Raw genomic sequence first — 25153 nt, 5'->3', positions numbered from 1 at the left:
GCGGGGCGTGAGGCGGCGGAGCCGAGCCGACGCTCGGGCACCCTGCGGGGTCGGCGTAGACTGCGCGACCGAGTCCGGATTGTCGTGGAGGCGTTTGTGATATCCCGTCCGCTGGCGGTGTTCGACCTGGATGGCACGGTGGCCGATACCCGACACCGGTTGCACTTCGTCGAGGCGTCGCCCCGGGACTGGGACGCGTTCTTCGCGGCCGCGACGCGGGACGCGCCGCTCGCCGAGGGTGTCGAACTCGCGCGGAGCAGTGCGGAGGCGCACGAGGTGGTGTACCTGACCGGCCGCCCGGAGCGCTGCAGGCGCGACACGGTCGACTGGTTGGATCGCCACGGGCTGCCCGCCGGCCGCCTGCTGATGCGTGCCGAGCGGGACCGCCGCCCGGCCCGGGTCGCCAAACCCGCACTGCTGCGAAAGCTCGCACGCGGCCGGACCGTCGCGATGGTCGTCGACGACGACGCCCTGGTCTGCGACGCCTACCGAGCCGCAGGCTTCCGGGTGATCCGCGCCGACTGGATGCCCCCCTCACAGACACTGCGCCAAGCCCAGCACGACGCGGGCCGCACCTGATCCCCCCGACCGGCCCAGGCCCGCAACTCACGCACCCGACGGCCATGTAGGCCCGCTCTCCGGGTCGTGAACCCATACATACTGCGCGTCGGCCGTGACGGTCATCCCGTGGTCGTACACACCCGGCGCCCCCATCGCCGCCCACCGCTCCCACGCCGCTTCCAGTTCGTCGCCCAAACGGCGCGGGCCGCCCTGATGCAGGGTTGTCGTGCCGTCGGCGGCGGCCGAGTACGTGGCCCAGGACGTCGCGCCGTCATGGACCCACGCGTTCACGCCGTCGGCATCGCGCGCGGCGTACACCCGCACGTCGGAAAGCGCAACGCGCAGCGCGAACACCAGGTGCGGGTCCCCGCCGCCACGGCCGCCCGGATCCACGGCGCCCGTTCGGGCCAGTCGCCGCGCCGCTCCATCTTGTCCGCCAACCGCGCCCGCGCCTCGATGACATCCACCCGCGCCACGTTTCCCTTCGGGTTGGGTTGCGTTGGTTTGGGGTGATCGTATGTCACTTTGTGGCGGCTGCTGTTTGCCACATGGTGTAGGAGTATTCGCTCGTGGTGCTGAGGGCCAGGGTGCCGAAGTGGCCGTCGGTGGTTTGCAGGCAGTAGTGGCCGTAGGGGTTGAGCTTGTTGAAGTCGCTGCCCCAGGCGTCCGGTGGTTCGGTGATGCAGTCCTGTAGGGACGGTGTCTTGTCGCCGGAGAACTTCGCGTACCGCGCGCCGTGTGCGGCCGAGGGGCCGCCGAGGCCGGCGTGCAGGTCGGTGCCGGCGTGCGAGGCGGAGCGTTTGTCGGAGTCGAAGTCGTAGTCGGTGTACTTGCCCGCCACCAGGAGCCGGAACTTGCCCGAGCTGCGCACCGGTTGCTCCAGGCTGTCCACGACGGCGACGGCGGTCGCGGTGTCCGAGGTGGCGTCGATCGTGATCAGCTTCCGACTGGGCTCGAACGACTGCGCGGTACGGCCGTTGGTGAGCACGTACACCTTGCCCGCGTAGGCAACTCGGTATCCGGCGTTCCGCACGGTGCCGCCGACCTTGCGGCGCACCACGATCGTCCAGTCGTTGTCGACCGGTTGCGTCGTGGCGGGGGCGATTCGATGCGTCACGGGGACGATGCCGCCGGACGGGCCGGTGCCGGGGTCGGGGTCGGATGTGCTCGCGGCGAGCAGTGCTTCCAGGGCGATCGGTCCCAGCACGGTCACCGTGAGCTTGGCGGCCTGCTCGACCGTGATGTCGCCGCCCTGGCTCATCATCAGCCGGGCCACCTCGACGGTCAGCGCCGGAAGACCCTGCTTGACCACCACCCCGCAGGCGACCAGCGATCCCGCCACGGTCGCCGCACACACCGTCCGGCCGAGCGTGCGCACGCCCGACGCCTGGTTCGAGGACACACCGAAGGACATGCCGAATACCCCCACTGTCTCACCGCGTCCGGTGATCGGCGCCCGGTGGACGCGGATACGGACGCGCTTCCCCCCACGGTCGCCGCGCACCACCGCGTACGACCCTCCCCGATCAGGGTAGGCGGACTCGCCTGCGCCGGCGGGGGTTTCGTCGAGATGGCGGGGGTGGGGCGCCGGCGAAAGCGGCGCCCTGGGGTGGAGGCCGCCTTCGCCGGGCGCGAGGGTCGACTCAGTGCTCGACGTCGTGCTGCGCCGGTGTGTTCGCGTCGACGGGTTCCAGGACGAAGACCGGGATCAGGCGGTCGGTCCGGAGTTGGTAGTCGGCGAAGTCCGGGTACGCCGCCACGGCCCGGCGCCACCACACGGCCTTCTCGTCGTCGAACACCTCGCGCGCCCGATACCCGCCGGCGACCGTGCCGTCCTGGAGGCCGACGACGGGTTCGGCGACGAGGGAGGCGTACCACTGCGGGTTGGTCGGTTCGCCGCCCTTGGACGCGACGGCCGCGTAACGCCCCTCGTGCTCGACGCGCATCACCGGTGTCTTGCGGATCTTGCCGGACTTGGCGCCGCGATAGGTGAGCAGCACGGTGGGCAGGCCCTTGATCGTGATGCCCTCGGTGGTCCCGGTGCGCATGATCTGCTCGACGTGCTCGCGGACCCACGGCGACGCGCTCGGTTCGTAGTCGCCGGTGGGTATTGCGCTCGTGCTCTGGTCGATGTCGGTGGTCATGGCTCTCCTCGACGGGCGGTGACTGTGCCTGACGGCAGATTGATTATGCGCATAAGATTATGCGCATAATCAACCCTGTGTCGAGGGGGCCCGGCCGACCGGGGCGTCAGGGCGTCAGGGCGTCATGGCCTCGCGGACCTGCTGGTGGTCTCGGTGCGGCCCGCGCCGAATCGTTCCAGCGCGGTGTCGATCGTGTCGGGATCGGCGCGGCCGACGGCCAGGACCGCGATGCGCTCGCCGTCCTGGGCCAGGAGGGTCGGGTACGCCGTCACGCCCAATTCGGCCGCCCGCCGGAAGTCGGCCTCGGCCGCGTGACGGCCGGCCGGCGCGTCGAGCGCGGCGGCGATCTCCGTCGTGTCGAGGCCGGCCGCGGCGGCGACGCGGAGGAACGTACCGGGCTCCGACAGGCTCAGCCCGTCGCGGTAGAACGCGGCCTGCACGTCACCGGCCAGTGCCGCGGCCCGATCCGGCGCCGCCCGCCGAAGCACCGCCATGCCGTGCGCGGCCGCCGCGGAGTCCATCACGAACGACCCGTCCGCGATCAGCCGCTCGTACGCCGGCCCGAACGCGACCCCGGTCAGCTCGCTGATCCGGGCATTCGCCCCCTGTACGTAGCCGAACTCGCGGATCGGCACGGCGCGCGGCCCGGTGAACAGCCCCCCGGACACCACCTCGACGGGCAGTTCGGGCCGGCGCGCGGTGACCTCGGCGAGGGTGGGGGCGAAGCCGTAGGACCAGCCGCAGTATGCGTCGAAGACGTAGATGAGTTTCACGGGAAGGGACCTTTTCGGGAGGGAATGGCTCGGGTGCACGCACCGCACCGCTCCGGGCGCAACCGCTGCCCGGGGCAATGTCTCTGCTCCAACAGTATCTGCCCCGTCAGGTATTCCCGTCGCGGTGTGTACTCGATCGGGCGACCCGCCAAGATCCGCCGGACAGGGCCTCTAGCGCAGGCGCGGCAGCGCGTCGCGGGCCGAGTGGGACAGGATGCGCAGGCACTCCATGAACTGTTCCCGGGCCTCCTCCGGCAGCGGGGCCAGGAAGTGGCGGCGGATGTTCTGCACGTGGAGTCGACTGGCCCGCACCACGACGTCCCGGCCGTGCGCGGTGAGCCGTACCAGCTTGCCGCGACGGTCCGTGGGGTCGTCGGTGCGCGTCACCAGGCCGGCCGCCTCCATGCGGTCCACCAGGCGGGTCATCCCGCCCGTGGTCAGGACCCGCTCCTGTGCGATCGCGCGCATCGACATGCCGGCGCCACCCGCCCGGCCCACGATCAGCAGCACCTCGTACATCAGGTGACTGATCCCGAACTCCTCCTCGATCGCGCCGCCGAGCAGGTATTCCAGCCGCCCCGCCGCCCCCTGCAACCGCCCGAACGCGAGCACCAGCTCGTCGTTCGCGGCATCCTGCGCCGACTCGATCCCGGCGCCGTCGTTCTCGCCCACGCTCCGCCCCCTTCGCTCGCCCCATCCGACTCCCACGACGATCATCGCGCCTCCGAGATCATCACCTCTCCCACTCCCGGCCGGCGCCGTGGCTCGGGGGGACGGCCCCGCGCGTTCAGTCGAACGAGGGATGGCATCGCGCCGTCGCGCGCCCTCACGCTGGAGGTCGACAACGGGGCCGGGCCCGGGACGCAGCGGCGGAGAGGCGGGCGTGTGCAGCATGACCGCGCGTAGGGACTTCCTCGGGTCCGTGACGGCCATCGGCGCCTCGACGTTCCTCGGCGGGATCGGCGCCGCGGCCCCGGACGCGGGCGATCCGGGGCCGGATCCGGCCGGCGCCGAACTGCGGGCCCGCAACACGATCGTCGCGATCGACGGCGACACGCGGCGCCACTACGACACGCTGCGGGCCGAGCTGATCCCGCACCTCGGGCCGGTCGTCGTCGTGGAGAACGACGCCCGAGGCGGCCTGTTCACCCTCGTACACGAGGGCCGACGGGAGTCGCTGTGGCCCGTCTCCGACATCTTCGAACCGGCCAAGTCGATCGCCCACGTGCCGTTGGGCATCTTCTCGATCCTCGCGCCATACCTGAGCCGGCGAATCCCGAACCCGCCCGGTACCGCGCGCCTGGACCGGCACGACGTGGAGATGGTGGCGTTCAAGGGCCCCGGTACGAACGAGTGGATCGGTCCGCTTCGGGCCTTCGGCGCCACCCTGGCCGACGCCCGACGGCAGCTCGACGATGCGCGCCTGCCCGGCCGGCTCGCTGTGGCGAGCGGGCAAATCCTCGACGCGGCCCTGGAGTTCATCGCACAAGCGACCGGCCGTGCCGCGTTCGACATGCGGTCGTTCGAGGACTTCACCGGCGGCCTGGGCGAGGCCATCGCCACCAACATCGAGTACGCGGCCCGGGCGCAGATCGACGGCGTGACCGAGCTGATGAACCGGTGGCGGGACGAGGTCGGCCCCGCCGGTTGGCCCGGCCTGTACGTCGTCGTCCTGTCGATCTGGACCACGTCCGCCCTGAACCAGAACTCGATCATCGTCAAACGGTTCATGGACCCCGCGACGGCCGACTCACACCTGATCGACATCGCGACCGCCCAGCCGCCCACCGACCCGGTCCTCGTCGCCCTCGACAACCTGGCCCGGATCGTGCAGGACAACGTTGCCGCGGAACTGGTGTTCCCGCACGACCGGCGCTCGGCGGACGCGTTGAAGGGTCGCGAGGACCTGCTCGCCCAGGAGATCCTGCACCAACTGGCCTGCCCCTACCGGGATTCCAAGCGGCCGATGGGCACGGCGCGGTAACCGCCGGTCGTGGCGGGGTGTTGGGCCGTGCAGGCCGGTGTGTCGGAGACGGCCCCTACTGTTGCCCGGCATGGGAGTTGCGTCGCTGGAGCGAATACTGCGTGCGGATCCGGGAGATCTCGGCACCTGGCGGGCCTACGGTGAGCTGTTGCGGGAGCAGGGTGATGCCCGTGGCAGCCTCATCGAGTTGGATCTGCGTCTCGCGAGCGAGGTCCGCGACGACCGACGGCGGGCGCTGCGAGCCGAGATCGAACTCCTGACGCAGGAGCACCGGGAGCGCTGGGACGCCGAACTGCCGGAGGGCGTAGAGGCCGTGGCGCGGCTGCACGGCTTCGCCACGAAGGTGGTCGTCGCCTGGGAGCCGGAAGCCCCCGCGCGGATCGCCGAGGCCCTGGCGGGCGGCTTCGTGACCGGACTGCGGATCCGGCCGGGCAGCGCCGCCGAGGAGGCGGACGCCGAATACTTCGACGACGAACCCGATTTCGACGAACACGACATGCCGCTCCCGCCGCCGCCCCACGAGGCGGACGCCCTCGCGAATCTCGACCTCGGCGGAATCCGCGAACTGGACCTCTCGTACTTCCGCTTCGCGGACCCCGGCGCCCGATGCCTCGCCGCGGCGACCTCCACCGGACGGATCGACACGCTCGACCTGCGCTACTGCGGCATCGGCGACGACGGCATGGCGGCCCTGGCCGCCTCCCCGAACTTCGCCCACGTCCGGCGACTGCACCTCCAGCGCAACCGACTCACCGGCGAGGGCGTACGCGAACTGGCCCGTTTCGAGCGGCTTCGGGACCTCGACCTCCGCTACAACCACATCGGCGCCGACGGCGCGCAGGCCTTGGTCGAGGCGCCGTTCGCCGGTTCGCTACGGCGACTGCTCGCCCACCGCCAGGACGTCACCGACGCCGGCGTGCGGATTCTGGCGTCCGCCACCGGGTTTTCGAGCGCACTGCGCAGCTTCTGGAGGAGCGTGTGACCGCCATCGACCTCATCGAACTCCGCGACCGCTTCTTCGCGTTGTCGGCCGGCTCGACGGGCGCGGCCGACCGGGACGAGGTGACCCGCTACCGCGCCGAGGTCGACACGATCGACACCGGAGCGGCCGCCGTCGTCGACGGCTTGGCGGTGTCCTGGCATCCGACGGCACGCTTCAAGGCGGTGCGCTTCGTCGACGCGGAGCACATCGACGCGGCGGTTCGGGAGCGGTTCGCCCGGCCGAGCGCTGAAGTCCCGCACCTGGCCGCCGTGTTCGTGGACCCGCGCGAACTGTCGTTCCGAACCTTCGAGAACATCGTGCCCCTGGACCGCCTCTTCGAGGGTGTCCCGCTGGAGTGCACCCTAGACGAACCGGTGCGACTCGCGCGGGACGCCTACTCGGCACGGCTGCGGTTGCCGGACGCCGCCCGCGCCCGCCTCGAGGGCCTGGACGCGTCGAACCTCTACGTCCCGCCGCTCAACGGCGGCTCCCGTGGCGGCGAACGTTTCATCTTCCACTCGGCGCTCCTGGCCGACGCGCTCACCCAGGCGGTGGCCGGAGGGCTGCCGGAGGCGATGCTCGACGGCTTCTCGCACGTCAACCCGGTATTCCGGTGCAACCGCTTCGAGCCCGGCGACGCCAATTTCCACCGGCATCGGGACACGCCCTACTACGACGCCGCACGTGGGCACGTCTCCCGGTACACGGTGCTGCTCTACCTCACCGGCGGCTCGGGCGAGCCCGCGCTCGACCTGACCGGGGGCGTCGCGCTCACCGACATCGCGGCCTTCGACTGCGTCGTCTTCGACCAGCGGTACGAACACGATGGCGCGCCCTACCGGGACGGCCGCAAGGTGTTCCTGCGCACCGAACTCGTCTACCACCGGGCCGAGTCCGACATCGCCCACGATCCCGAGATCGGCGCGTTGTTCGGCAAGGCGTGCTACCTGACCGGCGAAAGCGTCTTCGCCCCGGAGCTGGCCCGCTACGCCGACGCCTACTACAACCGTGTCGCCGCCGCGCACTGGAACGTGCCGACCGCCGCCGACGCACGGCGCGAACCGTTCGTCCACAAGCGGTTCCGCGGGGTGGACTTCGTCGCGAACGGCTACGACTTCTGGTTCGGGCGGCGCGAGGGGTTGTCACTCGCCGCGTGTGCCGCGATCACCCTGCTCGACTACTTCAACTGTAAGCTCGGCGACACGGCGTTCCGCGACACGTGCGAGTCGGTCGTGATCGAGGCCGAGGACGCGGACTGGATCCCCGCCTTCCTCGCCGAGCAATGGGGCGGGGTCCAGGGCGAGTTCGCGGAAGCACGCCCCGGGGACGCCGTCGCGCCCTTCGACAAGTCCTTGCTCTTCCCCGAATCGGAGGAGTCGAACGGCGCCTGCTGTCCGTTCCACGACTTTCTGAGCTTCGATGCCACGCGCCTCGGCGAGATCGTCGAACTCAACGAGGCGGCACAGGACTTCGCCAAGGCGCACATCATGCCCGCGCCGATCCTGATGCTCGGCCAGGACGTGGTTCTGGATCCGGAGAAGTTCGTCGTCCGGGACAACCGGATTTACGTGCTCGGCAAGGATTCGCTGACTCCGGTGAACTTCGCGGCCTGCTGGAACGCGGGTGGCACGGAGACGAACTACCTCGATGTGGCGGCCACGGTCGACGCCGCCCACTTCCTCGTGCCGCCGATCCTCTACACCGAGACGGACGACTGCTTCCATCTGCGGTTCGACTTCTTCCGCAACACGTGGATGGTGAAGCACCACCAACTGCCGGTACCCGTCCCCAGGATCCGCGGCATCGAGGAAATGGACTTCGACCCCGACGAATGGGACGAGCCGGTTGCCGCGGCCGAGGCATACCCCTGGCTGACCGCGATAGACGGCTCACTGCTCATGGACCCCGCGGGCGAACCCCGCCCCACCCCGTGGTGGGCCGACGAGAGCCCCCGCGCAGACGACCTCCGCAGCCGGCTCGTGGACGTCTACGAGGACATCGACGACGAGGAGGAGGACGACTGACCCGAGTCCCGTGCCGGGACGGGGCCGGCTCCGGTGCGGCGGGGTCAGGCGTCGCGTTTTTCGAGGAGGAGGGTGCCGAGGAGCAGGAGGATCAGGGTTTCGGCCGCGAAGACCGCGAAGCCCGGCCAGGGTTGAAGCATCTTGTCCGCGCCCTCGACCGACATGACCTGGCTGCCGGCGTTTGCGGGCATCAGCTTGGCGATCCAGTCGCCGGTCTTGCCGGGGATCAGGCCGACCACGCCGCCGACCACGAAGATCAGCGCGATGCCCAGGGTGATGGCGCCGGCGGTGTGCCGCAGCAGTACGCCCAGGGCCATGCCGAACAGGCCGAGGACGGCGAGGTACAGGCCCGTGCCGATCAGCGCCCGGATCACGCCGGGATCGCCGAGGGGGACGCCGACGTCCTTGGCGTCGAGCATCAGGTTGGCCAGGAAGTAGCAGCAGAACCCGGTGACGGCGCCCACCACGAACAGGACCAGGGCCAGCACCACGGCCTTGGCGGTGAGCATCGACGCGCGCCACGGCACCGCGGTCAGGCTGGTACGGATCATGCCGGTCGAGTATTCGGCCGTCATCGACATCACGCCGAGCACCAGCGCGGCGATCTGGCCGAACGCGACGCCCACGGTGAGCAGATCCGGCGCGTCGTTCTTCCTGCCCTCGGCCACGTGCTTGGCCACATCACTCGCGGCCAGGCCCGCGATGCCCCAGCTGATCAGCACGCTCACCACGAACAGGGCGAGCAGGGTCCACACGGTCGAGCGTACGGTCTTGATCTTGGCCCACTCGGAGTCCAGGATTCGGCCGAAGGTCAGTCGCGCGCCGGGCGCGACGGCGGTCGGCGCGGCGGGTGCGGTCGTCGTCATCGTGGCCTCATCCGATCCGGTCGGCGACGGTCGGCGGACCCCATCCCGGGACCGCCTCGGCGGCGACCTTCGGGGGTGTACCGCCGGTGTGGTATTCGACGCTGTCGGCGGTGAGCCGCATGAACGCCTCTTCGAGCGAGGCCTCGACCTTCGCCAGCTCGTGCAGGAACACCCCGTTGTGCCCGGCGAGATCACCGACCTGATCGGTGGTCACGTCCCGGACCAACAGCGCGCCCGCCGGGTCCCGGTTCACCTGCCAACCCTCCGCCGCGGCGAGTTCGGCGAGCCGATCCGCCTGCGGCGAGCGCACCTTCACGTGGCTGACCGAGTTCTCCGCGATGAACTGGGCGACGCCCGTGTCGGCGAGGATCCGCCCGCGCCCGATGACCAGGAGGTGGTCGGCGGTCAGCGCCATCTCGCTCATCAGATGCGAGGAGACGAAGACCGTGCGGCCCTCGCCGGCGAGGCGCTTCATCAGGTTGCGGATCCACAGGATTCCCTCGGGGTCGAGCCCGTTCACGGGCTCGTCGAACAGCAGCACCCGAGGATCGCCGAGCAGCGCTCCGGCGATCCCCAGCCGCTGGCCCATGCCCAGGGAGAAACCGCCGGAGCGCTTCTTGGCGACCGAGGTGAGGCCGACGGTGTCCAGGACCTCGTCCACGCGGGTGAGCGGGATGCCGTTGGACTTGGCCAGTACGACCAGGTGGTCCCGGGCGGTGCGGCCGCCGTGCAGCGCCTTGGCGTCGAGGAGCGCGCCGACCTCCACCATCGGCGCGCTCAGGTCGCGGTAGGCCCGACCGTCCACCGTCACCCGACCGGCACTGGGTCGGTCCAGGCCCAGGATCATCCGCATCGTGGTGGACTTCCCGGCGCCGTTGGGTCCGAGGAACCCGGTGACCCGTCCGGGGTGGACCTCGAAGCCGACGTCGTCGACGGCCGTCTTCGCGCCGTACCTCTTGGTGAGGTTTTCCGCAACAATCATGGATATGTGCCGCTTTCTCCTCGTGCGGTCTACATGATCGCTTCTGTCGAGGAAATCCGCATCCGCAGTGTGGGAAACGGGTGAACGGGCGGCCGGGGTGCCCGGTTCGCGGCGGGTGATCAGCAGGCGTTGAGGATGGACGTGAGGGCGCTCTTCTCGCTGCTGTCGACGGTGAGCGCGTAGTCGTGCTTGACCTGGACCCAGGCCCGGGCGTACGTGCAGCGGTAGGAGGCCTGGGGCAGCCATTCGGCGGGGTCCCGGTCGCCCTTCGAGCGGTTGGACGAGGCGGAGACGGCGATGAGTTGCGGGTCGTTCACGTCGTTGGCGAACGTGCGGCGACGCGTGGTGGTCCAGGCCCAGGCGCCGGAGGCCCAGGCCTCGGCCAGCGGTATCACGTGGTCTATGTCGAACGTCGACGGGTCGGTCGTGACGACGTTGTCGTAGGCGCTGGTCCAGGTGCCGGAGGTGGCGGAACAGGCCGAGTTCGTGGTCACGCCCGCGCCGTCGCGCTTGAGTATCCACTCGCGGGTGTCGCAGGTCCCGGAGATGGTGATCCAGGTCGGGAACAGGCTGCGGTCGTAGCTGTCGCCGTGGGTCTCGGCGGTGGCGGACATGCCGGCCAGATACGAGCGGGCGGTCGCGGCGGAGACGGGTGTCGGCAACGCGGCCTGCGCGGGAGTGGTCAGGGTCGAGGTCGCGGCGAGGGCAAGTACGGTGACACAGAAGGTTGTTGCGGCGCGACGGAGCACGGTCGAGGTGGACAAGGTGTGGCCTCCCGAGTGACGTGGTGGCGTCCGGCCCGGACCCGGGCGCGGATCGCGACCAGCGTGCCGGACCCCGAGGGGCCGCCGGGACCCTACGTGGTGTGAATATTCGGTAACCGTGACCACGACGGCGGGTGCCGGTGCTTGGTACGAACTCGTCTGTGCGGCAGGCCGATCGAGGCGCCGGGCCGGGCACAGGGCCGCCGACGCGGCCGTTGGACCCCGGCGGGGAGCCCGGATTGGGATCCCGGGATGATGTACGGCAGTTGGCGCCGGTGGGGCCGTGGGTGATGGGGAGTCAGTTGTTCAAGCGTGTGCGGATGAGGTCGGTGCGGAACGCGGTGGGGGCCGCGGGGATCGTGTTGATGTTGGTCGCGGGATGTGCGGAAACCCCGGATCCATCGGGGAGTTCGCCGGACGAGACGGCGAGCGATGTCGCAGGCGACAACTCGACGCTCAGTGATCGGGTGTTGTACACGCGCGTTTCGCTCGCCGCGATGCGGGTGCGGACCGTGCATCTGCGGGGTGTGATCCGGGTGAAGGCGCGCACGGTGCGTATGGACATGCGGATCGACCTCGGTTCGAAGGCCTTCACCGCGACCGTCGAGGAGGTCGGCGTCGGGGTGTTCGATGTGGTCGGGACCGGCTCCGAGGTGTACCTCAAGGGGGACGCCGGGACCTGGAGCCGGACAAACCGGGAACTGGCCGAGCGACTGACGGACAAGTACGTACGGCTGCCCTCGGACAGCCCGCTCGTCACCGAACCGGACCGGATCAAGGACCTCGCCGATATGCGCGAGCTCGCCGAGGCCGTCCGCGACGGTGAGCGGCATCGCGACGCCGAGGTGGACGGCCGGCGGATGATCGTGCTCGGGGGGCACGACGACACCTTGGGCGACATGCTGCTGTACATCCCCGCCGAGGGGATCGCGCTCCCGGCCCGGATGACCGTGGGGGAGGGGGCGGATACGGGCATCACGCTCGACTGGCTCGACTTCGATCAGCCGGTCGTCGCCCGCCGCCCCGATCCGGACCGCATCGTCGAACTCGCGCCCGGGCAACGCGTCTGAGGCCGGGTGCGCCGGTCTGCGGGTTCAGCGCGGGCGCGCCCAGTCGGGGGTCCAGGTTCCCGGCGCGTCGGGTGCGGTGGCCGTGTCGGCGAGGTGGGTGCGCAGGGTCGCCAGCGCAGGGTGGGGGTTGCCGCGCTGCCACAGGAGTGAGTGGGGGTAGACGGGCATCGGGTCGGTCACCGGGATGCGACGCAGGCCGTGGTCGGTGGGCCAGACCAGGCGGGTGTCCCCGCCCATGAAGGTGGCCAGGGCGGGGGTGTCCGCGACGGTGTCCAGGAGTGCGTCGGCGCCGAAGTTGGGGCCGGTCGCCTCGATGGTGAGCCCGAACTCGGCGACGAGGTCGTCGTAATAGGCCGCCCACTCGGTGCCGGGGACGATGCCGGGCATCCAGATCCGATGCCCGGCGAGCCCGGCCAGGGGCACCGAGCGGGCGCCGGCCAGCACGTGTGCGGGGCCGGTGAGGAGTTGGAGCGGCTCGTCGAGCACCCGGGCGGACTCGATGTCGTCGGGGAGCGGCCGGCCCGGCATGGTGACGGCGCGGAAGGACGCGTCGATCGCGCCGGACCGGATGGCGGCGATGGCCGTGTCGATGCCGAACAACATCACCACGTCGAGCTCGACCTCGGGGTGTGCCCGATGGAAGCCGCGAAGCAGGCCCGACGCCGCGCCGCGTGAGCTGAGCACGTCCACGCGCAGCGGGCGGCGGCCGATGCGTACGGACTCGACGGCCCGCTCGGCGACGCGCAGCAGCTCCCGGGCGTGGGGCAGGAACGCCTGTCCGTCGATGGTGAGTTCGGCGCCGCGCGGGGTGCGGGTGAACAGTCGTACGCCGAGGGTGCGCTCCAGCGCGGCGATGCGCTTGGAGACGGCCTGCTGGGTGACCGCCAGCTCGGTGGCGGCCTCTTGGAACTGCCCCGCCTCGGTGGCGGCGACGAAGGTCCGGACGGCGTCGAGGTCCATGCGGACACCCTATGGGCACAACCATTGGTTGTGGTGCGGCGGTCCGACGGTTGTTCAAACCCCGGGTGTGCCGCCTGTGGTGGTGCTTGCGGTCGCCGATCGGTTGTACGCGGAGTGAGACGCCACCGGGAAGGTGACCTCCCAGGCCGCCTCGATCATCCGGAAGATCTCATCCACCGCAGCGTCCGGATCGGCCGCCTCGCGGGCCAGCGAATGGGCGTCGGTCACGAACCTGGCGATCGTCCGGCAGGCCGTGGTGCCCGGGGGCAGGTCGAGGTCGGCGGCGATGGCCGCTGCCAGCGATTCGGCGTGACGCAGTCGCATCGACTCCTCGTATTCGCGCAGCGCGGGCGTCGTGTCGATCATGTGCCAGGTCGGGGCGGCGCCCTCCGATGCGCAATGGCGCACCATGGCCCGCATCTCGCGCCGCAACGCGGGGACGATCGGCTCGTGCGGCTCCCGGTCGCCGACCGCCCGGGTGAGGCGTTGTTCGAAGTCCTCGTCCCGCTCGAACACCAGGGCCTCCTTCGAGGCGAAGTGCGAGAAGAGCGTGGTGACGGCCACGTCGGCCTCGGCGGCCACGTCACGGATGCCCACCGCGTCGTATCCGCGCTCCAGGAAGAGCCGCAGGGCGGTGTCGGCGATATTCCGGCGGGTCGCGGCCTTCTTGCGCTCGCGGCGGCCGACTGGCTCGGTCATGCGCCGATGCTATCAGGTATGAGACTGCAACAGTTTCAAAACACTAACCGTTAGTGCTACGGTCCACGGCATGAAGAAAGTGAGCTTCGCCGAGTTCGGCGGCCCCGATGTTTTGCACCTGCTGGACGCCGAGGAGCCCCACGCGGGCCCCGGCCGGATACGCATCGCCGTGCGGGCGGCGGGGGTGAACCCCGTCGATTGGAGGATCCGGGAAGGCCAGAAACTGTCGGCCCATCCGATCGAGCTGCCCGCCGGAGTGGGGCTGGACGCCGCCGGGGTGGTGGACGAGGTCGGCGAAGGCGTCGAGGGAGTCGAGATCGGCGACCATGTGTTCGGCGAAGGGTGGGACACCTACGCCGAGTTCGCCGTGATGTCGGCTTGGACCCGGATGCCCGAGGGGCTGAGCTTCGAGGAGGCGGCCGGCTACCCGTCCGTGGTGGAGACCGCGCTGCGCATCATCCGTGAGGTCGGTGTGGAAGCCGGGCAGACGCTGTTGGTCAGCGGTGCGTCGGGGGGAGTGGGGTCGGCGGTGTTGCAGATCGCCCGCGATCGTGGCATCGCGGTGATCGGTACGGGCAGTGCCGCGAACCAGGACTATCTGCGCGGCCTGGGCGCGGTCGCCACGACGTACGGCGAGGGCTGGGTCGAGCGGGTGCGCGGGCTCGGCCGGGTCGACGCGGCGCTCGATCTGGCCGGCTCGGGAGTGATCCGCGAACTCGTCGAGCTGACCGGGGATCCGGGCAGGGTGATCTCCATCGCCGACCTCGGCGCGCCGGACCTCGGAGTGCGCTTCTCCGGCACGGCCGGAAGCGTGCCCGACGCGCTCGCCGAGGCCGCCGACCTCATCGCCCGGGGAAGGCTGCACATCCCGATCGAGAAGTCGTACACCCTCGCCGAGGCCGCGGCGGCACACGTCGACAGCCAGGCAGGCCACACCCGCGGGCGCCGAGTCATCCTCGTCTGAGGCCCCGCCCCGCTCCCGCTCGCCACGATCGGGTGGGCGGGGGTGGGGGGGGGGCGCGCGCCGGGGGCGGCGCGGGGGCCCCCCCCCCCCCCCCACCCCCGGGTGGGTTACAGGCCCCTGGCCAGGTGGTTGGTCAGGAGGCGGGTGAAGCGGGCCGGGTCGGGGAGGTCGCCGCCTTCGGCGAGCAGGGCGCCGCCGTAGACGAGTTCGACGATTTCGGCGAGTGCCGGATCCTCCGCGTTCGTCGCGTGGGCCGCGCGCAGGGCGGTGATCAACGGGTGCGTCGGGTTGAGTTCCAGGATGCGCTTGACCGGGGGCATCTCCTGGCCCATCGCCCGGTACATCTTCTCCAGGGTCGGCGTCATGTCGTGCGCGTCGCCGACGATGCAGGCCGCCGACGTGGTCAGCCGGGACGACAGGCGTACCTGCTTCACCTGCTCCGACAGCGTCGTGGTCAGCCAGGGGAGCAGGGCGGCGAAGTCCTCCTCGCGCTTGGCCTTGTCCGACTCGGCCTCGCCGTCGCCGCCGGCGGGCTCGTCGAGGTCGACCTGCCCCTTGGCGATGGACTGCAGCGCGTGGCCGGCGAACGCCGGGACCTGGTCGACCCAGACCTCGTCGACCGGGTCGGTGAGGATCAGTACCTCGTACCCCTTGGCGGCGAACGCCTCCATGTGCGGGGAGTTCTCCACCATCGCCCGGGTCTCGCCGGTCAGGTAGTAGATCGCGTCCTGACCGTCCTTCATGCGCTCGACGTACTCGCGCAGCGTGGTCGTCTTCTCCGGGTCGTGCGTGGAGGCGGCCGACACCAGCTCCAGCAGCGCCTCGGTGTTGTCGGTGTCCTCGAGCAGGCCCTCCTTCAGCGCCCGGCCGAACTGCGCCCACAACTTCGTGTAGCGCTCGCCGTCCTTGGCCTGCATGTCCTTGATCGCGCCGAGGACCTTCTTCACCAGGCGCCGGCGCACCCCACGGATCTGCCGGTCGTGCTGCAGGATCTCGCGGGAGATGTTCAGCGACAGGTCGTGCGCGTCCACGACACCCTTGACGAAGCGCAGATAGTTCGGCATCAGCGCTTCGCAGTCGTCCATGATGAACACCCGCTTGACGTACAGCTGTACGCCGCGCTTCGTCTCGCGCGAGAACAGGTCGAACGGGGCCTGCGACGGGATGAACAGCAGCGCCTCGTACTCGAAGTTGCCCTCGGCGCGCATGTGGATCGTCTCGGCCGGGTCGAGCCCGTCGTGGCTGATCTGCTTGTAGAACTCGGCGTATTCGGCCTCGGTCACCTCGCTGCGCGGCCGGGCCCACAGCGCCTTCATCGAGTTGAGCGTGTCGACGCCGTGCGTGGTGACGCCGTCGGCGTCGGTCCGCTCCGTCGCCATCCGGATCGGCCAGCGGATGAAGTCCGAGTACTGCTTGACGATCTGCCGGATCTTCCACTCGGACAGGTAGTCGGCCAGCCCGTCCTCGTTGTCGGCGGCCTTCAGGTGCAGGGTGACCGAGGTGCCCACGGGCAGGTCGTCGACGGCCCGGATCTCGTAGGTGCCCTCGCCGTCGGACTCCCACGCGGTGCCCGAGTCGGTGCCCGCACGCCGGGTGCGCAGGGTGACCTTGTCGGCGACCATGAACGCCGAGTAGAAGCCGACGCCGAACTGTCCGATCAGGTTCTGCGCCGCGGCGCCGTCCTGGGTCTCCTTGGCTTCCTTGAGCTTCTCCAGCAGACCGGCGGTGCCGGACTTGGCGATCGTGCCGATCAGTTCCACGAGGTCGTCCCGGCTCATGCCGATGCCGTTGTCGCGCACGGTCAGCGTGCGGGCGTCCTTGTCGACGGCCAAGGCGATGTGCAGGTCGGACGTATCGACCTCGAGGTCGGAGTCGATCAGCGACTCCAGTCGCAGCTTGTCCAGAGCGTCGGAGGCGTTGGAGATCAGCTCACGCAGGAAGATGTCCTTGTTGGAATAGATCGAATGGATCACCAACTGGAGCAACTGCCGGGTCTCGGCCTGGAATTCCAACGTCTCGACACTGCCACCCGTGCCCACTGTGGGGTCTCCTTATCTCGCTGTCGTCAGATCGGCGTGGTCTCAGCCACGACACGATATGGCGGAGCGCGCGGACCCGTCCACACGACGCGCGTCCCCCGGGTGGGTCTACGTCACCGCCGTGCCTGCCCGACCGTGTTTTCCCTCGAAAGGGGGGCTCGGGGAGCTTTCGGGAGCTTTCGCATGACCGTTTGGGTGAGCCTCGAAACGGTGATGGCGGGTTCGTGGCGCGCAATCGGCGCCGCCGACGGCCCGCTCCTGCGCTACCTCGGCGCCCTGGAGGCGTTCGACCGGCACTTCCCCGGCTTCCATAGCGAAACCCACGGCGTCGTCGACCCGGAGAACGGCGACTACCGCATCGAGTGTGTGCACCCGGACCGGGAAAACGCCCTGGGCGGCTGAACCGCCGGTCGGCGACCGGCGATTGTAGGGGGCGACACGCGCAGGCAGGATTGGCCGGGCCCACGAAGCGGGAGACCGCTCGTCGTGCGGTCGGCCAATGTCCGACCCTGGACACGTTCGTAGGGTCGTGCTCGTTCATACGAGGCATCCGCGCGTCCCCCCACCCGCCCCGCCGGATTGCGGACTCTGCCGCCGCCCGTGCCGCCGCACGTCGATCCGTTCCGCGCCGGGACGCGGGTCGACACGCGGCGACGCGTCGCCTCGACAGTGCGCCGACAACCGTGGCGGGGGCGGGTGTTCGGGTACGTCTGCGGATCTGACTCCGGAGACGAGCATGACGATAACGTCGGCGCACCGAACGAGTGAACACCACCCCGACGCGGCGACCGCGACGGCGACGGCGGGAACTCCCCATCGGCGCGCCCGTCCCGCGCGCCGAGTCCTGGCGGTGGGCCTGGCCCTCGCCGCGTGTCTGGGCGCGATATCCGCGACGGCGTCGGCGGCCGAGGTCGACGACACCGACGGTGCGGCGAACTCCGTTGCCGCGCTGGAGCGTTACCACCACCAACGGCTCGACTGGCGCAGTTGTGTCCTGGGCCCGGACGACGCCGTGGGCCAAGGGCTCGAACGCGGCGGCGCCCGCTGCGCCGACGTGACCGTCCCGCTCGACTACGCCAACCCCCGGGGCCGGACGATCACCGTCGCGATCTCGCGGATCCGGGCCACCGACACCCGGCACCGGATCGGCACGATGCTGACCAACCCGGGCGGCCCCGGCGGCGCGGGCCTCGACATGACCCTGGATTTGCGTAGCGCGATGAAGGAGGTCGGCGCGCGCTACGACCTGATCGGCATGGATCCGCGCTTCGTCGGCCGCAGTACGCCGCTGGATTGCGGATGGCCGGTCGGCACCAACCTCTTCTCGGCCGGCCTGAGTCGGGCGAGCTTCGATCGTCAGGTCGCGCTGCAGAAGGATCTGGCCGACCGGTGCCGGGCGACCAACGCGGCGGTACTGCCGTACATCAGCACCCGCAACACCGCCCGCGACATGGACGTCGTGCGGGCCGCGCTCGGCGAGCGGCGCGTGTCCTACTTCGGCTATTCGTACGGCACCTATCTCGGCACGGCCTACACCCAGATGTTCCCCGGCCGCGTCGACCGCGTCGTCCTGGACGGCGCGCTCGACCCGCGCCACTACGGCCCCCGGGCGTTGCGCGGCAGCGAGGGCGAGAACGATCGGGCGCTCTCCGACTGGGCGGCCTGGACCGCGCTTCGGGACGACACCTACCACCTCGGCCGCACCCGCGCCGAGGTGCTGGCCACGGTGACCCGCGTCCAGGAGGCGTCGGCGCGCGACCCGCTCGTCGTCGGTACCGCCCCGGAAGTCTTCCGGCTGGACGACAGCCGGGTCGGGCTCGTGTTGCTGATGGAGAACGCGGACGACACCGACGCGGCGCGGACGGTGTTCGCCGCCGAGGTGGCCACCCTGGCCAGGGCCGCGGCGGGGCAACCGGCGCCGGTGTCGCCGGACTTCGCGGGGAAACTGCGGATGTTCCTGACCGGCGGCAACGGACCCACGGGCGCCCAGACCGCCATCCTGTGCGGGGACGTGGCCGCGCCGCGCGATCCCGAGGTGTACTGGCGCGACGTCGAGGCGTCCCGCGCCGCGCACCCGCTGTACGGCCCGTTCACCAACAACATCGTGCCGTGCGCCTTCTGGGACGCGCCGCGCGAGGACCCGGTGCGGGTACGGCGGGACGTGCCGATGCTGATCGTGGCCGCCGACGGTGACCCGCGGACCCCGTACACCGGCAGTGTGGCGCTGCACACGTTGTTGCCGAGTTCCCGGCTGCTCACCCTCCAGGGAGCCAACCGGCACGCGGTCTACGGGCTCTACGGCAACTCCTGCGTGGACGACCGGGTCAACGACTACCTGGCCACGGGCCGACTGCCGAGGACCGACGGCACCTGCGTCAAGTAGCCGAGAACCGAGTGCCCCGTCGACCCGAGGCCGGCGGGGCACTGTGCCGCGACCCGATCAGCCGACGCCGCGTGGGCGGAACTGGATGCTGATGCGCGGTCCCGTCGCCCTGGTCGTCTTGGGGATCGCGTGCTCCCAGGCGCGTTGGCAGGAGCCGCCCATCACGATCAGGTCGCCGTGTCCGAGCGGGCGGCGCAGCACCGGCTCGCCGCCGCCGCGCGGCCGAAGCAGCAGATCGCGCGGCGCGCCGACGGACGCGATCGCGACCATCGTGTCGGCGTGCGCGCCGCGGCCGTCGCGGTCGCCGTGCCAGGCGACGCTGTCCCGGCCGTCGCGGTACAGGCACAGGCCGACGCTGACGAACGGCTCGCCCAGCTCCGCCGCGTAGTGCTCGGAGAGCCGGTCGCGCGCCTCGGCGAGGGCGGGGTGCGGCAGCGGGTCGGCGGCGCGGTAGTGGGCGAGCAGCCGGGGGACGTCGACGACCCGTTCGTACATCAGCCGCCGTTCGGCCCGCCAGGGAACCGTCTCGGCGAGCGCGGTGAACAGCGTGTCGGCGCCCGCCACCCACCCGGGCAACTCGTCGATCCACGCGCCGCGGCCCAACACGGTGCGGCGCAGCCCGCATGGCGGGCCGACGTGGACGACGTCGCCCTGGTCGAAGAGCGAACCCTGGAGTGAGCCGGACATTCCACCACGATACCCCATCGATCCGAACGTCTGTTCGAACAGGGGAGGCGTGGCCCCGCTACAGTTCGGCCGCTTCCCACCGGGGCCGGGGTTCCGTGCCGCCCGGTGGCCCTGTGTCGTGACTGCGGTGGACGACGTACGGGCGGAAGAAGTGCCTGGTACGCAGGAGCAGATTGCTCGCGGGGCCGGGGCTGGGGCCGGGTCGGGGGCCGTAGGTCGGTGGGCGGGGGCGAACCGGTGTCCATGACGACCCTTCGGGATGGCGGCTCCGCAAGCTGAGGTACGGAGCGTCGTCGGGCCGGTCGCCCGGGGCTCGGCGACTTCGCGCGGCGACCTGCCGTGGTGGTGGCCCCAGTGGTACCATCGGGGGCATGAGTGATCCGAAAGCCATAAACCTCCGCTTTCCGGACCCGGCACAGCGAGCCGCGATCGCCGCAGCCGCCAAGGCCGAGGGGGTCAGCATGCAGGAGTACATCCTGGGTGCCGCCTATGCGCGGGCAACTGCCCTCGAAAACCGCTTCATTGACGCTTTCCGCGCGTCGATGGCCCGCAGCGGTGAAGCGTTTGCCGCTGCGGCCGGCGATGCCGACCCCACGCCGGAATACCGAGCCGCGGAACGTCAGGCCGCAGCCGAGTTGGAGTCCGAGTCCGCCGCGCCCAAGCGGGGCCACGCCGCGTGAGTGACCCGCAACGACCGCACATGGATGTCGCGTTCCTGCTGCACGTCGCCGAACTGCTGCCCGGTGACCCCCAGGTTGATGACCTCGGCCCACTGTATGCCGCAATCGGCCGCGTCCAGGCCCATGCGATGGACCGCGACGTCTATGGGTCCGACCACCTGAAGGCTGCCGCGCTCCTGCAGACCCTGGTTCGACTGCCTTGCCTCGAACACTCCAACGAAGCATTCGCGTGGCACGCCACCGAAGCCTTTCTCTTCCTGTGCGGCCATCAGCTCGACTACCCGCCGAAGGAAGCTGTCGTCCTGGTGAACGAAGCCACCCACAATACGATCGGCATCCGCCACATAGCCCGCCGCCTGCGGGACTGGACGACGACCACGCCTTCCTGAACCGGGTGTCACCCGGTGGTGGTCAGGGGTGGTAGGGCGATCGTGGGGTCGCCGAGGAGGACCAGGCTTTGGCGGTCGAGGGCTGCTACGCGGAGTCGGGTGAGGGTTTCGCGGACCGAGGTGTCGCCGTTGGCCAAGGTGTCGCGCAGGCGGGCCCAGCGGGTGTGCAACTCGCCGACGTCGGCGCGGTATTCGGCCAGGGTCAGGCCCAGTGGCTCGCCCGCGTACAGCCGGCTGGACAGCGCGGAGACCAGGCGACCGCCGAGGCCCTGGCCGGTGTCGTCGACGCGCAGGGTCCAGCTGAACGTCGGCTCGACGTGCCCGAGTACGGCCCGCACCGGCTGTTCGCGGCCCAGCAGTTCCAGCGGCGCCGGCGCCACCATTGTGCCCAACCCCGCGACCGCCTCGACCGTACCGAGCGCGGAGCTGCCGACCGGAAGCAGCCCGGCGTAGAAGCTCTCACCGGCCGCGCCGGCCGAGCAGCACGCCTGGGCGTACCACACACACCCGCCCGGAATGCCGTTGCACAACGTGCGCAGCGCCACGGTGGTGTGCGTGCCGTCCACCGGCAACCCGAGCATCGCACGCATCCCGGCGGGATCGCCGAGCGGACCGGTGCGGCCGTGGCTGGAGGTGGCCAGCAGCCCCGGGCGCAGCTCGGCGAGGGCGCCCATCAGCGCGTCGCCGGTCGCTTCGGCCGCGGTCACGTCGCGGAACCCGGCCAGCGGGGGCGGGGTGAGCCGGGCCGCCAGCGGGGCGGCGATCACCGCGCGCATCAACGCCGTGATGTCCAGCGGGCCGTGGTCCACCGTCCAGGTCACCGCCCGGTCGGTCCGCGCCTCGGCGCCGGCCCAATCCGTGAGCAGCGCCCGGACGTAGTGGGCGAGCGCATCCCCGGCCAGGGGGATGCGCCCGACCAGATGCCTGGTGCCCAGCGTGTACTGCACGGACCACGGGATCACGTCCGGGCCGCCGATGATCGCCACGTACTTCGGGAGCCGACCCCGCCCGGTCCCGAACTCCGAGAGCCCGATGGCCGGTTCCTGGGGCGGGTCGGCGGCGAAGTACCGGCGCAGCAGATGGTCGGGCAGATCCGGGCTCCAGCGCAGCACCACGGTGCCCGGCCGCGCCGCCAACAACTCGCGGACCGGTTCGGCCGCGTCCTCGCCGGCCGCCTTCGCCGCGTCGGACACCTGCGGATCGGTACTGTCCGGCAGCAGGATTCCATAGCCGACGTCGGCCGAACGCCAATCCCGCGGATCGGCCGGGGCCGCGAACGGGAGCACTGCCTGGGAGCGCGGCATGCCGCCCCTCCCGGCGCCCCACGACGCCGCGCCGTCGTCGATCGTGGCCTGGGCGACCTCATCCCCGGTCCAGGCGTCGAGCTGGATGTCCGCCGGCAGCGTCATCGGCCCGCCTCCGCCAAACGTGCCCGCAGGTCCGCGATCAACGCGTCCACCTGCGCCAACAGCGCCGGATCGGTGGTGACCGGATCCAGGGTCGCCCGGAAACGTTCGTGCGTGTCCAGCCGTCCCTGGAGGTTCGCCAGCTCGGACGAGTCCGCGGCCGAACTCGCCGCGATCCGCAGTGGGTCGTCCTGGAGGTAGAGCACCGGGTCCGACCACGCGTCGGTCTGGGCCGGATCGTCCCGGGCCAGCGCCTGGCGCGGGGCGGTGAAGGTGGCCGCCCAGTCGATCTCGTGCTCGCCCGGATCCTTCAGCGTGCCGCGCACGGTGGCGAGCACCTCCGGGTACAGCGCCGCGCAGAACCGGTCCGTGTCGTTCAGGTCGATCAGCCGGCGCATGCCCGCGACCGCCGGCAGCCCCTGCGAGACGAGGTCGTGGGCGAGCGAGAGGGTGTCGGAGGTCTGCGCCGTCTGACACGCGCCCAGGACCACCAGCCACGGCGCGCACGGGATCAACGCGACCACCAGGTCCGGCAGTTTCAACTGCACCGAGCCGACGGGCTCCCCCGCGTCGAAGTCGGCGGTGTGGGCGAAGGCCAGCGTTCGTACACCACCGGCCGCGCCGCCGTGACAGAGCAGGTGCACGAGGTGCGGCTTGGCCGCGGTGATCCGCTTGGCCAACTCCGGGGCGGTGCCGGGGAGTACGTCGGCGGTGACGTCGGGGCGCCCGGCCGCCGCGACGCGGTCGAGCACGGCCCGCTCGGCGCTGATCACGTGCAGCCGGGTGTCCAGCGCCCGCGCGTCGGGCAGTGCGCAGGCCGCGAGCAGCGCCTCCAGTTGGGATGCGCCGGTGCGCCCCGCCGCGGACAGGACGGCGACGATGCGCAGCGGCGGAGTGAACGTGCGGCGATCGACGGGGCTGCGGATGGCGGCGATACGCACGATCGGCCAGCGCGCGTCGAGCGCGATGAACCCCTGGGCGGCGGAGCGCAGTTGCTCCCACGGCAGCTGGTCGGCCAGGTTCGAGACCATGTGCAGGTACAGCGGCGTCGGTCCGGCGGCGGGCGGTTGGGCGAGGGCGGCGCTCAGGCCCTGACCGACCGCGGGATGCCGGCACAGCCGTTTCAGCAGCGCCTCGCCCCGGCTGGAGACGGTGCCGCCGGGATCGGAGACGTCGGTGACCCGGTTGGAGCCGAGGCCGGGGATGTTGGCGGGCGCCTCGCGCAGTTTGAGCACGGTGCGCTCGTCCCCCAGCGGTTCGAAGCCGAGCACGGTGCGCATCAGGTCTCCCGGATACGTTCGTCGACAAGCGCGCGCAACTCGGCGATGGCCTGGCCGACTCCCAGGTCGTATGCCTGTTTGGCGGCCGGGGTCTCGCCGGGGACGCCGGCGGTGCGGACCAGGGAGGCCACCTGGTTCTCGATGTAGCGCGTGGACGAGGCGACCCACATCGGCACGGAGTCGGCGTTCGCGTAGCGCGCGGTGATCTCGTCGCCGCCGGCCATGCCGAGGGCATCGGGCAGGATCTCGGTGCTGCTCGTCGAATTCGCGATCGGCGCCCGCCCGCTGAGCCAGGACATCCCGGGCGACTCCGGATCGGGCCACGCGTCCCGGAGCGCGGCGCCGACGAACTCGGGCTGGAGGTATACGAACAGCGACGGATCACGCGGGATCGGGACCGCGCCCGGGCCGCCGGCGACGAACGCGTGTGCCTGGGCCAACGCGTATCCGGCGGGATCGTGCGCCAGCGAACTGTAGATCGTCGGCCCGGCCCGGCGCAGGCCGATGTGGTCGGCCATCATGCGGATCGCCGAGTCGCACGGATTGTCCGGCGGTGAGCCGAGGGACAGTACGGTCGCCCCGACGCGGTCGGCGAGGCGCCTTACCCGGTCGGCGGTGACGAACGCGCGGGTGGACCGGTCGGTGCCCGTCGCGGGATCGGGGTTGACCGAAAGCACCGGTCGGATGCCGTCGAACGTGCCGTCGGTGACGATGTGCAGGGCCCGGACCGCCTTGCCGTCGAGGCCGCCGGCGATCCAATTGCCCCACAGCGGCGGGCCGGTGGCCGGACCCGGGCCCTCGGGCCGTGGCGGACCGGACCGGGCGTAGCGCTGTGCGCCGTCGGGGTCGTGGACGTGGATCAGGTTGCCGTTGCGGCCGGTCGACAACAGCGCCCGCAACGCCTGTTCGCCGCCCCGCTCGGTGAACACGTGTACGTCCACCCGGCCGGCGACGCAGGCACGCAGCGAGGAGACGAACGCCGAGAGGTATCCGGCCACCCACGGTGCGTCCGGCGCGGTGGACAGTGCGACGGCCACGGTCCATACCCGCCCCGGATCGGATCCGGGTGGCAGGCGATCGGGCACCCGGACCAGCGGCCTGCCGGTGGCCGCGACGAAGGCGCCCTCCCACGGCACCCCGCCCAGGTGGCCGTAGGGCGGGACCAGTCGCAACCAGAGCGCGGTATCCGCCGGGAACTCGGCGCCCAGGCAGCGTACGACGCCCTCGACCAGATCGTCCGGCACGGTCGGGGCGCGCGGGGGTTCGACACCTTCCGAGAGCCCGAACCCGCCGTAGTCGAAGTCGCCCCGCCAGTATGTCTTCGTGCCCGCCGGCGTCGCGCCCGGGGGGAAGCCGAGCAGTTCGACCGTCGCGGTCGGCGACGCGCGCCCGAGATCGAGCCGCACCCGAAGCATCGCCAGGTGCCACTTCTCGACGGAGACCTCGGACATCACGACTCCTTCGATGCGGGCGGCGAACCGTGCCTTCCCGGCGGTTCGGGCCGGGGCGGGTCGGC

At 71.1% G+C, this 25153-nt stretch carries 25 protein-coding genes; 10 read left to right on the top strand and 15 right to left on the bottom strand.

The features are described 5' to 3' along the window. Positions 1-78 precede the first annotated feature (78 nt). Positions 79-579, top strand: coding sequence for a hypothetical protein (locus ACFXKZ_RS20820; protein ID WP_380002659.1), 501 nt, complete (start codon positions 79-81; stop codon positions 577-579). 27 nt (positions 580-606) lie between these two features. Here the strand turns inward: ACFXKZ_RS20820 and ACFXKZ_RS20815 are convergent, their stop codons facing one another. The 5 genes from ACFXKZ_RS20815 to ACFXKZ_RS20795 all read right to left on the bottom strand — a co-directional run bounded on the left by ACFXKZ_RS20815 (position 607) and on the right by ACFXKZ_RS20795 (position 4195). Further along, complete coding sequence (locus ACFXKZ_RS20815; RefSeq protein WP_380002369.1) at positions 607-954, bottom strand: hypothetical protein; 348 nt, start codon at positions 952-954, stop codon at positions 607-609. Positions 955-1081: 127 nt separating this feature from the next. Further along, positions 1082-1975 (bottom strand): hypothetical protein, encoded by an 894-nt coding sequence (locus ACFXKZ_RS20810; RefSeq protein WP_380002368.1) that lies wholly within the window; start codon positions 1973-1975, stop codon positions 1082-1084. Between the two features lie 229 nt (positions 1976-2204). Further along, complete coding sequence (locus ACFXKZ_RS20805) at positions 2205-2705, bottom strand: nitroreductase family deazaflavin-dependent oxidoreductase (protein ID WP_380002367.1); 501 nt, start codon at positions 2703-2705, stop codon at positions 2205-2207. A gap of 122 nt (positions 2706-2827) precedes the next feature. Next, positions 2828-3478 (bottom strand): DsbA family protein, encoded by a 651-nt coding sequence (locus tag ACFXKZ_RS20800; protein WP_380002366.1) that lies wholly within the window; start codon positions 3476-3478, stop codon positions 2828-2830. Positions 3479-3649: 171 nt separating this feature from the next. Beyond that, positions 3650-4195 carry a MarR family winged helix-turn-helix transcriptional regulator gene (locus ACFXKZ_RS20795; protein ID WP_380002364.1) on the bottom strand — a complete coding sequence of 182 codons (546 nt, stop codon included), beginning with the start codon at positions 4193-4195 and terminating at the stop codon, positions 3650-3652. A gap of 175 nt (positions 4196-4370) precedes the next feature. Here ACFXKZ_RS20795 and ACFXKZ_RS20790 point away from each other — a divergent pair, with 175 nt between their 5' ends. From ACFXKZ_RS20790 to ACFXKZ_RS20780, 3 genes are all read left to right on the top strand, one after another. Further along, positions 4371-5462, top strand: coding sequence for a hypothetical protein (locus tag ACFXKZ_RS20790; RefSeq protein WP_380002362.1), 1092 nt, complete (start codon positions 4371-4373; stop codon positions 5460-5462). A gap of 70 nt (positions 5463-5532) precedes the next feature. Then, positions 5533-6444 carry a hypothetical protein gene (locus ACFXKZ_RS20785; protein ID WP_380002361.1) on the top strand — a complete coding sequence of 304 codons (912 nt, stop codon included), beginning with the start codon at positions 5533-5535 and terminating at the stop codon, positions 6442-6444. Beyond that, positions 6441-8468 carry a hypothetical protein gene (locus tag ACFXKZ_RS20780; protein ID WP_380002360.1) on the top strand — a complete coding sequence of 676 codons (2028 nt, stop codon included), beginning with the start codon at positions 6441-6443 and terminating at the stop codon, positions 8466-8468. Before ACFXKZ_RS20785 ends, ACFXKZ_RS20780 begins: the two co-directional genes overlap by 4 nt. Before the next feature lie 44 nt (positions 8469-8512). On the opposite strand, the gene ACFXKZ_RS20775 is transcribed toward ACFXKZ_RS20780, so the two are convergent. The 3 genes from ACFXKZ_RS20775 to ACFXKZ_RS20765 form a co-directional block, all read right to left on the bottom strand. Beyond that, on the bottom strand, positions 8513-9334 hold the full coding sequence (locus ACFXKZ_RS20775; protein ID WP_380002359.1) for an ABC transporter permease subunit: 822 nt from the start codon (positions 9332-9334) through the stop codon (positions 8513-8515). A gap of 7 nt (positions 9335-9341) precedes the next feature. Further along, a complete protein-coding gene (locus ACFXKZ_RS20770) occupies positions 9342-10316 on the bottom strand; it encodes an ATP-binding cassette domain-containing protein (protein ID WP_380002358.1) in 975 nt (324 codons plus the stop codon). A 119-nt stretch (positions 10317-10435) separates the two neighbouring features. Next, positions 10436-11080: an HNH endonuclease family protein gene (locus ACFXKZ_RS20765; protein WP_380002357.1), complete on the bottom strand. Its 645-nt coding sequence runs from the start codon at positions 11078-11080 to the stop codon at positions 10436-10438. Positions 11081-11400: 320 nt separating this feature from the next. On the opposite strand from ACFXKZ_RS20765, the gene ACFXKZ_RS20760 reads away from it, so the two are divergent. Further along, positions 11401-12150: a hypothetical protein gene (locus tag ACFXKZ_RS20760; protein WP_380002356.1), complete on the top strand. Its 750-nt coding sequence runs from the start codon at positions 11401-11403 to the stop codon at positions 12148-12150. 24 nt (positions 12151-12174) lie between these two features. Here ACFXKZ_RS20760 and ACFXKZ_RS20755 read toward each other — a convergent pair whose 3' ends face one another. Then, complete coding sequence (locus ACFXKZ_RS20755; protein ID WP_380002355.1) at positions 12175-13110, bottom strand: LysR family transcriptional regulator; 936 nt, start codon at positions 13108-13110, stop codon at positions 12175-12177. 54 nt (positions 13111-13164) lie between these two features. Next, positions 13165-13809: a TetR/AcrR family transcriptional regulator gene (locus tag ACFXKZ_RS20750; protein WP_380002354.1), complete on the bottom strand. Its 645-nt coding sequence runs from the start codon at positions 13807-13809 to the stop codon at positions 13165-13167. A 70-nt stretch (positions 13810-13879) separates the two neighbouring features. Between ACFXKZ_RS20750 and ACFXKZ_RS20745 the strand changes: the two genes are divergently transcribed. Then, positions 13880-14773 (top strand): NADP-dependent oxidoreductase, encoded by an 894-nt coding sequence (locus tag ACFXKZ_RS20745; protein ID WP_380002353.1) that lies wholly within the window; start codon positions 13880-13882, stop codon positions 14771-14773. A 107-nt stretch (positions 14774-14880) separates the two neighbouring features. Here ACFXKZ_RS20745 and htpG read toward each other — a convergent pair whose 3' ends face one another. Further along, the gene (gene htpG, locus ACFXKZ_RS20740) at positions 14881-16812 is read right to left on the bottom strand and encodes a molecular chaperone HtpG (RefSeq protein WP_380002352.1); all 1932 of its coding nucleotides are present in this window, start codon (positions 16810-16812) and stop codon (positions 14881-14883) included. Positions 16813-16995: 183 nt separating this feature from the next. Between htpG and ACFXKZ_RS20735 the strand changes: the two genes are divergently transcribed. Together ACFXKZ_RS20735 and ACFXKZ_RS20730 are read left to right on the top strand one after the other, a co-directional pair. Next, positions 16996-17214 (top strand): hypothetical protein, encoded by a 219-nt coding sequence (locus ACFXKZ_RS20735; protein WP_380002351.1) that lies wholly within the window; start codon positions 16996-16998, stop codon positions 17212-17214. A 334-nt stretch (positions 17215-17548) separates the two neighbouring features. Beyond that, the gene (locus ACFXKZ_RS20730; protein ID WP_380002350.1) at positions 17549-19195 is read left to right on the top strand and encodes an alpha/beta hydrolase; all 1647 of its coding nucleotides are present in this window, start codon (positions 17549-17551) and stop codon (positions 19193-19195) included. A 57-nt stretch (positions 19196-19252) separates the two neighbouring features. On the opposite strand, the gene ACFXKZ_RS20725 is transcribed toward ACFXKZ_RS20730, so the two are convergent. Next, positions 19253-19882, bottom strand: coding sequence for an alpha-ketoglutarate-dependent dioxygenase AlkB family protein (locus tag ACFXKZ_RS20725; protein WP_380002349.1), 630 nt, complete (start codon positions 19880-19882; stop codon positions 19253-19255). A 371-nt stretch (positions 19883-20253) separates the two neighbouring features. Between ACFXKZ_RS20725 and ACFXKZ_RS20720 the strand changes: the two genes are divergently transcribed. Next, the gene (locus tag ACFXKZ_RS20720) at positions 20254-20562 is read left to right on the top strand and encodes a hypothetical protein (protein WP_380002348.1); all 309 of its coding nucleotides are present in this window, start codon (positions 20254-20256) and stop codon (positions 20560-20562) included. 20 nt (positions 20563-20582) lie between these two features. Then, positions 20583-20951 (top strand): fic family toxin-antitoxin system, toxin component, encoded by a 369-nt coding sequence (locus ACFXKZ_RS20715; protein ID WP_380002347.1) that lies wholly within the window; start codon positions 20583-20585, stop codon positions 20949-20951. Between the two features lie 8 nt (positions 20952-20959). Here the strand turns inward: ACFXKZ_RS20715 and ACFXKZ_RS20710 are convergent, their stop codons facing one another. From ACFXKZ_RS20710 to ACFXKZ_RS20700, 3 genes are read right to left on the bottom strand one after another with little or no spacing between them, the layout of a single operon-like run. Next, positions 20960-22360, bottom strand: coding sequence for a hypothetical protein (locus ACFXKZ_RS20710; RefSeq protein ID WP_380002346.1), 1401 nt, complete (start codon positions 22358-22360; stop codon positions 20960-20962). Further along, positions 22357-23637, bottom strand: coding sequence for a CHAT domain-containing protein (locus tag ACFXKZ_RS20705; RefSeq protein ID WP_380002345.1), 1281 nt, complete (start codon positions 23635-23637; stop codon positions 22357-22359). Before ACFXKZ_RS20705 ends, ACFXKZ_RS20710 begins: the two co-directional genes overlap by 4 nt. Further along, entirely contained in the window at positions 23637-25088 is a 1452-nt protein-coding gene (locus ACFXKZ_RS20700) for a hypothetical protein (RefSeq protein WP_380002344.1), read from the bottom strand. Before ACFXKZ_RS20700 ends, ACFXKZ_RS20705 begins: the two co-directional genes overlap by 1 nt. Positions 25089-25153 lie beyond the last annotated feature (65 nt).

The organism is Embleya sp. NPDC059237, from assembly GCF_042754105.1.
Classification (GTDB): Bacteria; Actinomycetota; Actinomycetes; order Streptomycetales; family Streptomycetaceae; genus Embleya.
Note: the sequence above shows the minus strand (reverse complement) of the source record. Positions and strands in the feature narration are given on the sequence as shown.

Excerpts from the sequence above, each read along its gene's own strand:
- ACFXKZ_RS20810 (WP_380002368.1), bottom strand. The coding sequence starts at position 1,975 with ATGTCCTTCGGTGTGTCCTCGAACCAGGCGTCGGGCGTGCGCACGCTC.
- ACFXKZ_RS20805 (WP_380002367.1), bottom strand. The coding sequence starts at position 2,705 with ATGACCACCGACATCGACCAGAGCACGAGCGCAATACCCACCGGCGAC.
- ACFXKZ_RS20795 (WP_380002364.1), bottom strand. The coding sequence starts at position 4,195 with ATGATCGTCGTGGGAGTCGGATGGGGCGAGCGAAGGGGGCGGAGCGTG.
- ACFXKZ_RS20790 (WP_380002362.1), top strand. The coding sequence starts at position 4,371 with ATGACCGCGCGTAGGGACTTCCTCGGGTCCGTGACGGCCATCGGCGCC.
- ACFXKZ_RS20785 (WP_380002361.1), top strand. The coding sequence starts at position 5,533 with ATGGGAGTTGCGTCGCTGGAGCGAATACTGCGTGCGGATCCGGGAGAT.
- ACFXKZ_RS20775 (WP_380002359.1), bottom strand. The coding sequence starts at position 9,334 with ATGACGACGACCGCACCCGCCGCGCCGACCGCCGTCGCGCCCGGCGCG.
- ACFXKZ_RS20770 (WP_380002358.1), bottom strand. The coding sequence starts at position 10,316 with ATGATTGTTGCGGAAAACCTCACCAAGAGGTACGGCGCGAAGACGGCC.
- ACFXKZ_RS20760 (WP_380002356.1), top strand. The coding sequence starts at position 11,401 with ATGAGGTCGGTGCGGAACGCGGTGGGGGCCGCGGGGATCGTGTTGATG.
- ACFXKZ_RS20755 (WP_380002355.1), bottom strand. The coding sequence starts at position 13,110 with ATGGACCTCGACGCCGTCCGGACCTTCGTCGCCGCCACCGAGGCGGGG.
- ACFXKZ_RS20750 (WP_380002354.1), bottom strand. The coding sequence starts at position 13,809 with ATGACCGAGCCAGTCGGCCGCCGCGAGCGCAAGAAGGCCGCGACCCGC.
- ACFXKZ_RS20745 (WP_380002353.1), top strand. The coding sequence starts at position 13,880 with ATGAAGAAAGTGAGCTTCGCCGAGTTCGGCGGCCCCGATGTTTTGCAC.
- ACFXKZ_RS20735 (WP_380002351.1), top strand. The coding sequence starts at position 16,996 with ATGACCGTTTGGGTGAGCCTCGAAACGGTGATGGCGGGTTCGTGGCGC.
- ACFXKZ_RS20730 (WP_380002350.1), top strand. The coding sequence starts at position 17,549 with ATGACGATAACGTCGGCGCACCGAACGAGTGAACACCACCCCGACGCG.
- ACFXKZ_RS20725 (WP_380002349.1), bottom strand. The coding sequence starts at position 19,882 with ATGTCCGGCTCACTCCAGGGTTCGCTCTTCGACCAGGGCGACGTCGTC.
- ACFXKZ_RS20720 (WP_380002348.1), top strand. The coding sequence starts at position 20,254 with ATGAGTGATCCGAAAGCCATAAACCTCCGCTTTCCGGACCCGGCACAG.
- ACFXKZ_RS20715 (WP_380002347.1), top strand. The coding sequence starts at position 20,583 with ATGGATGTCGCGTTCCTGCTGCACGTCGCCGAACTGCTGCCCGGTGAC.
- ACFXKZ_RS20710 (WP_380002346.1), bottom strand. The coding sequence starts at position 22,360 with ATGACGCTGCCGGCGGACATCCAGCTCGACGCCTGGACCGGGGATGAG.
- ACFXKZ_RS20705 (WP_380002345.1), bottom strand. The coding sequence starts at position 23,637 with ATGCGCACCGTGCTCGGCTTCGAACCGCTGGGGGACGAGCGCACCGTG.
- ACFXKZ_RS20700 (WP_380002344.1), bottom strand. The coding sequence starts at position 25,088 with ATGTCCGAGGTCTCCGTCGAGAAGTGGCACCTGGCGATGCTTCGGGTG.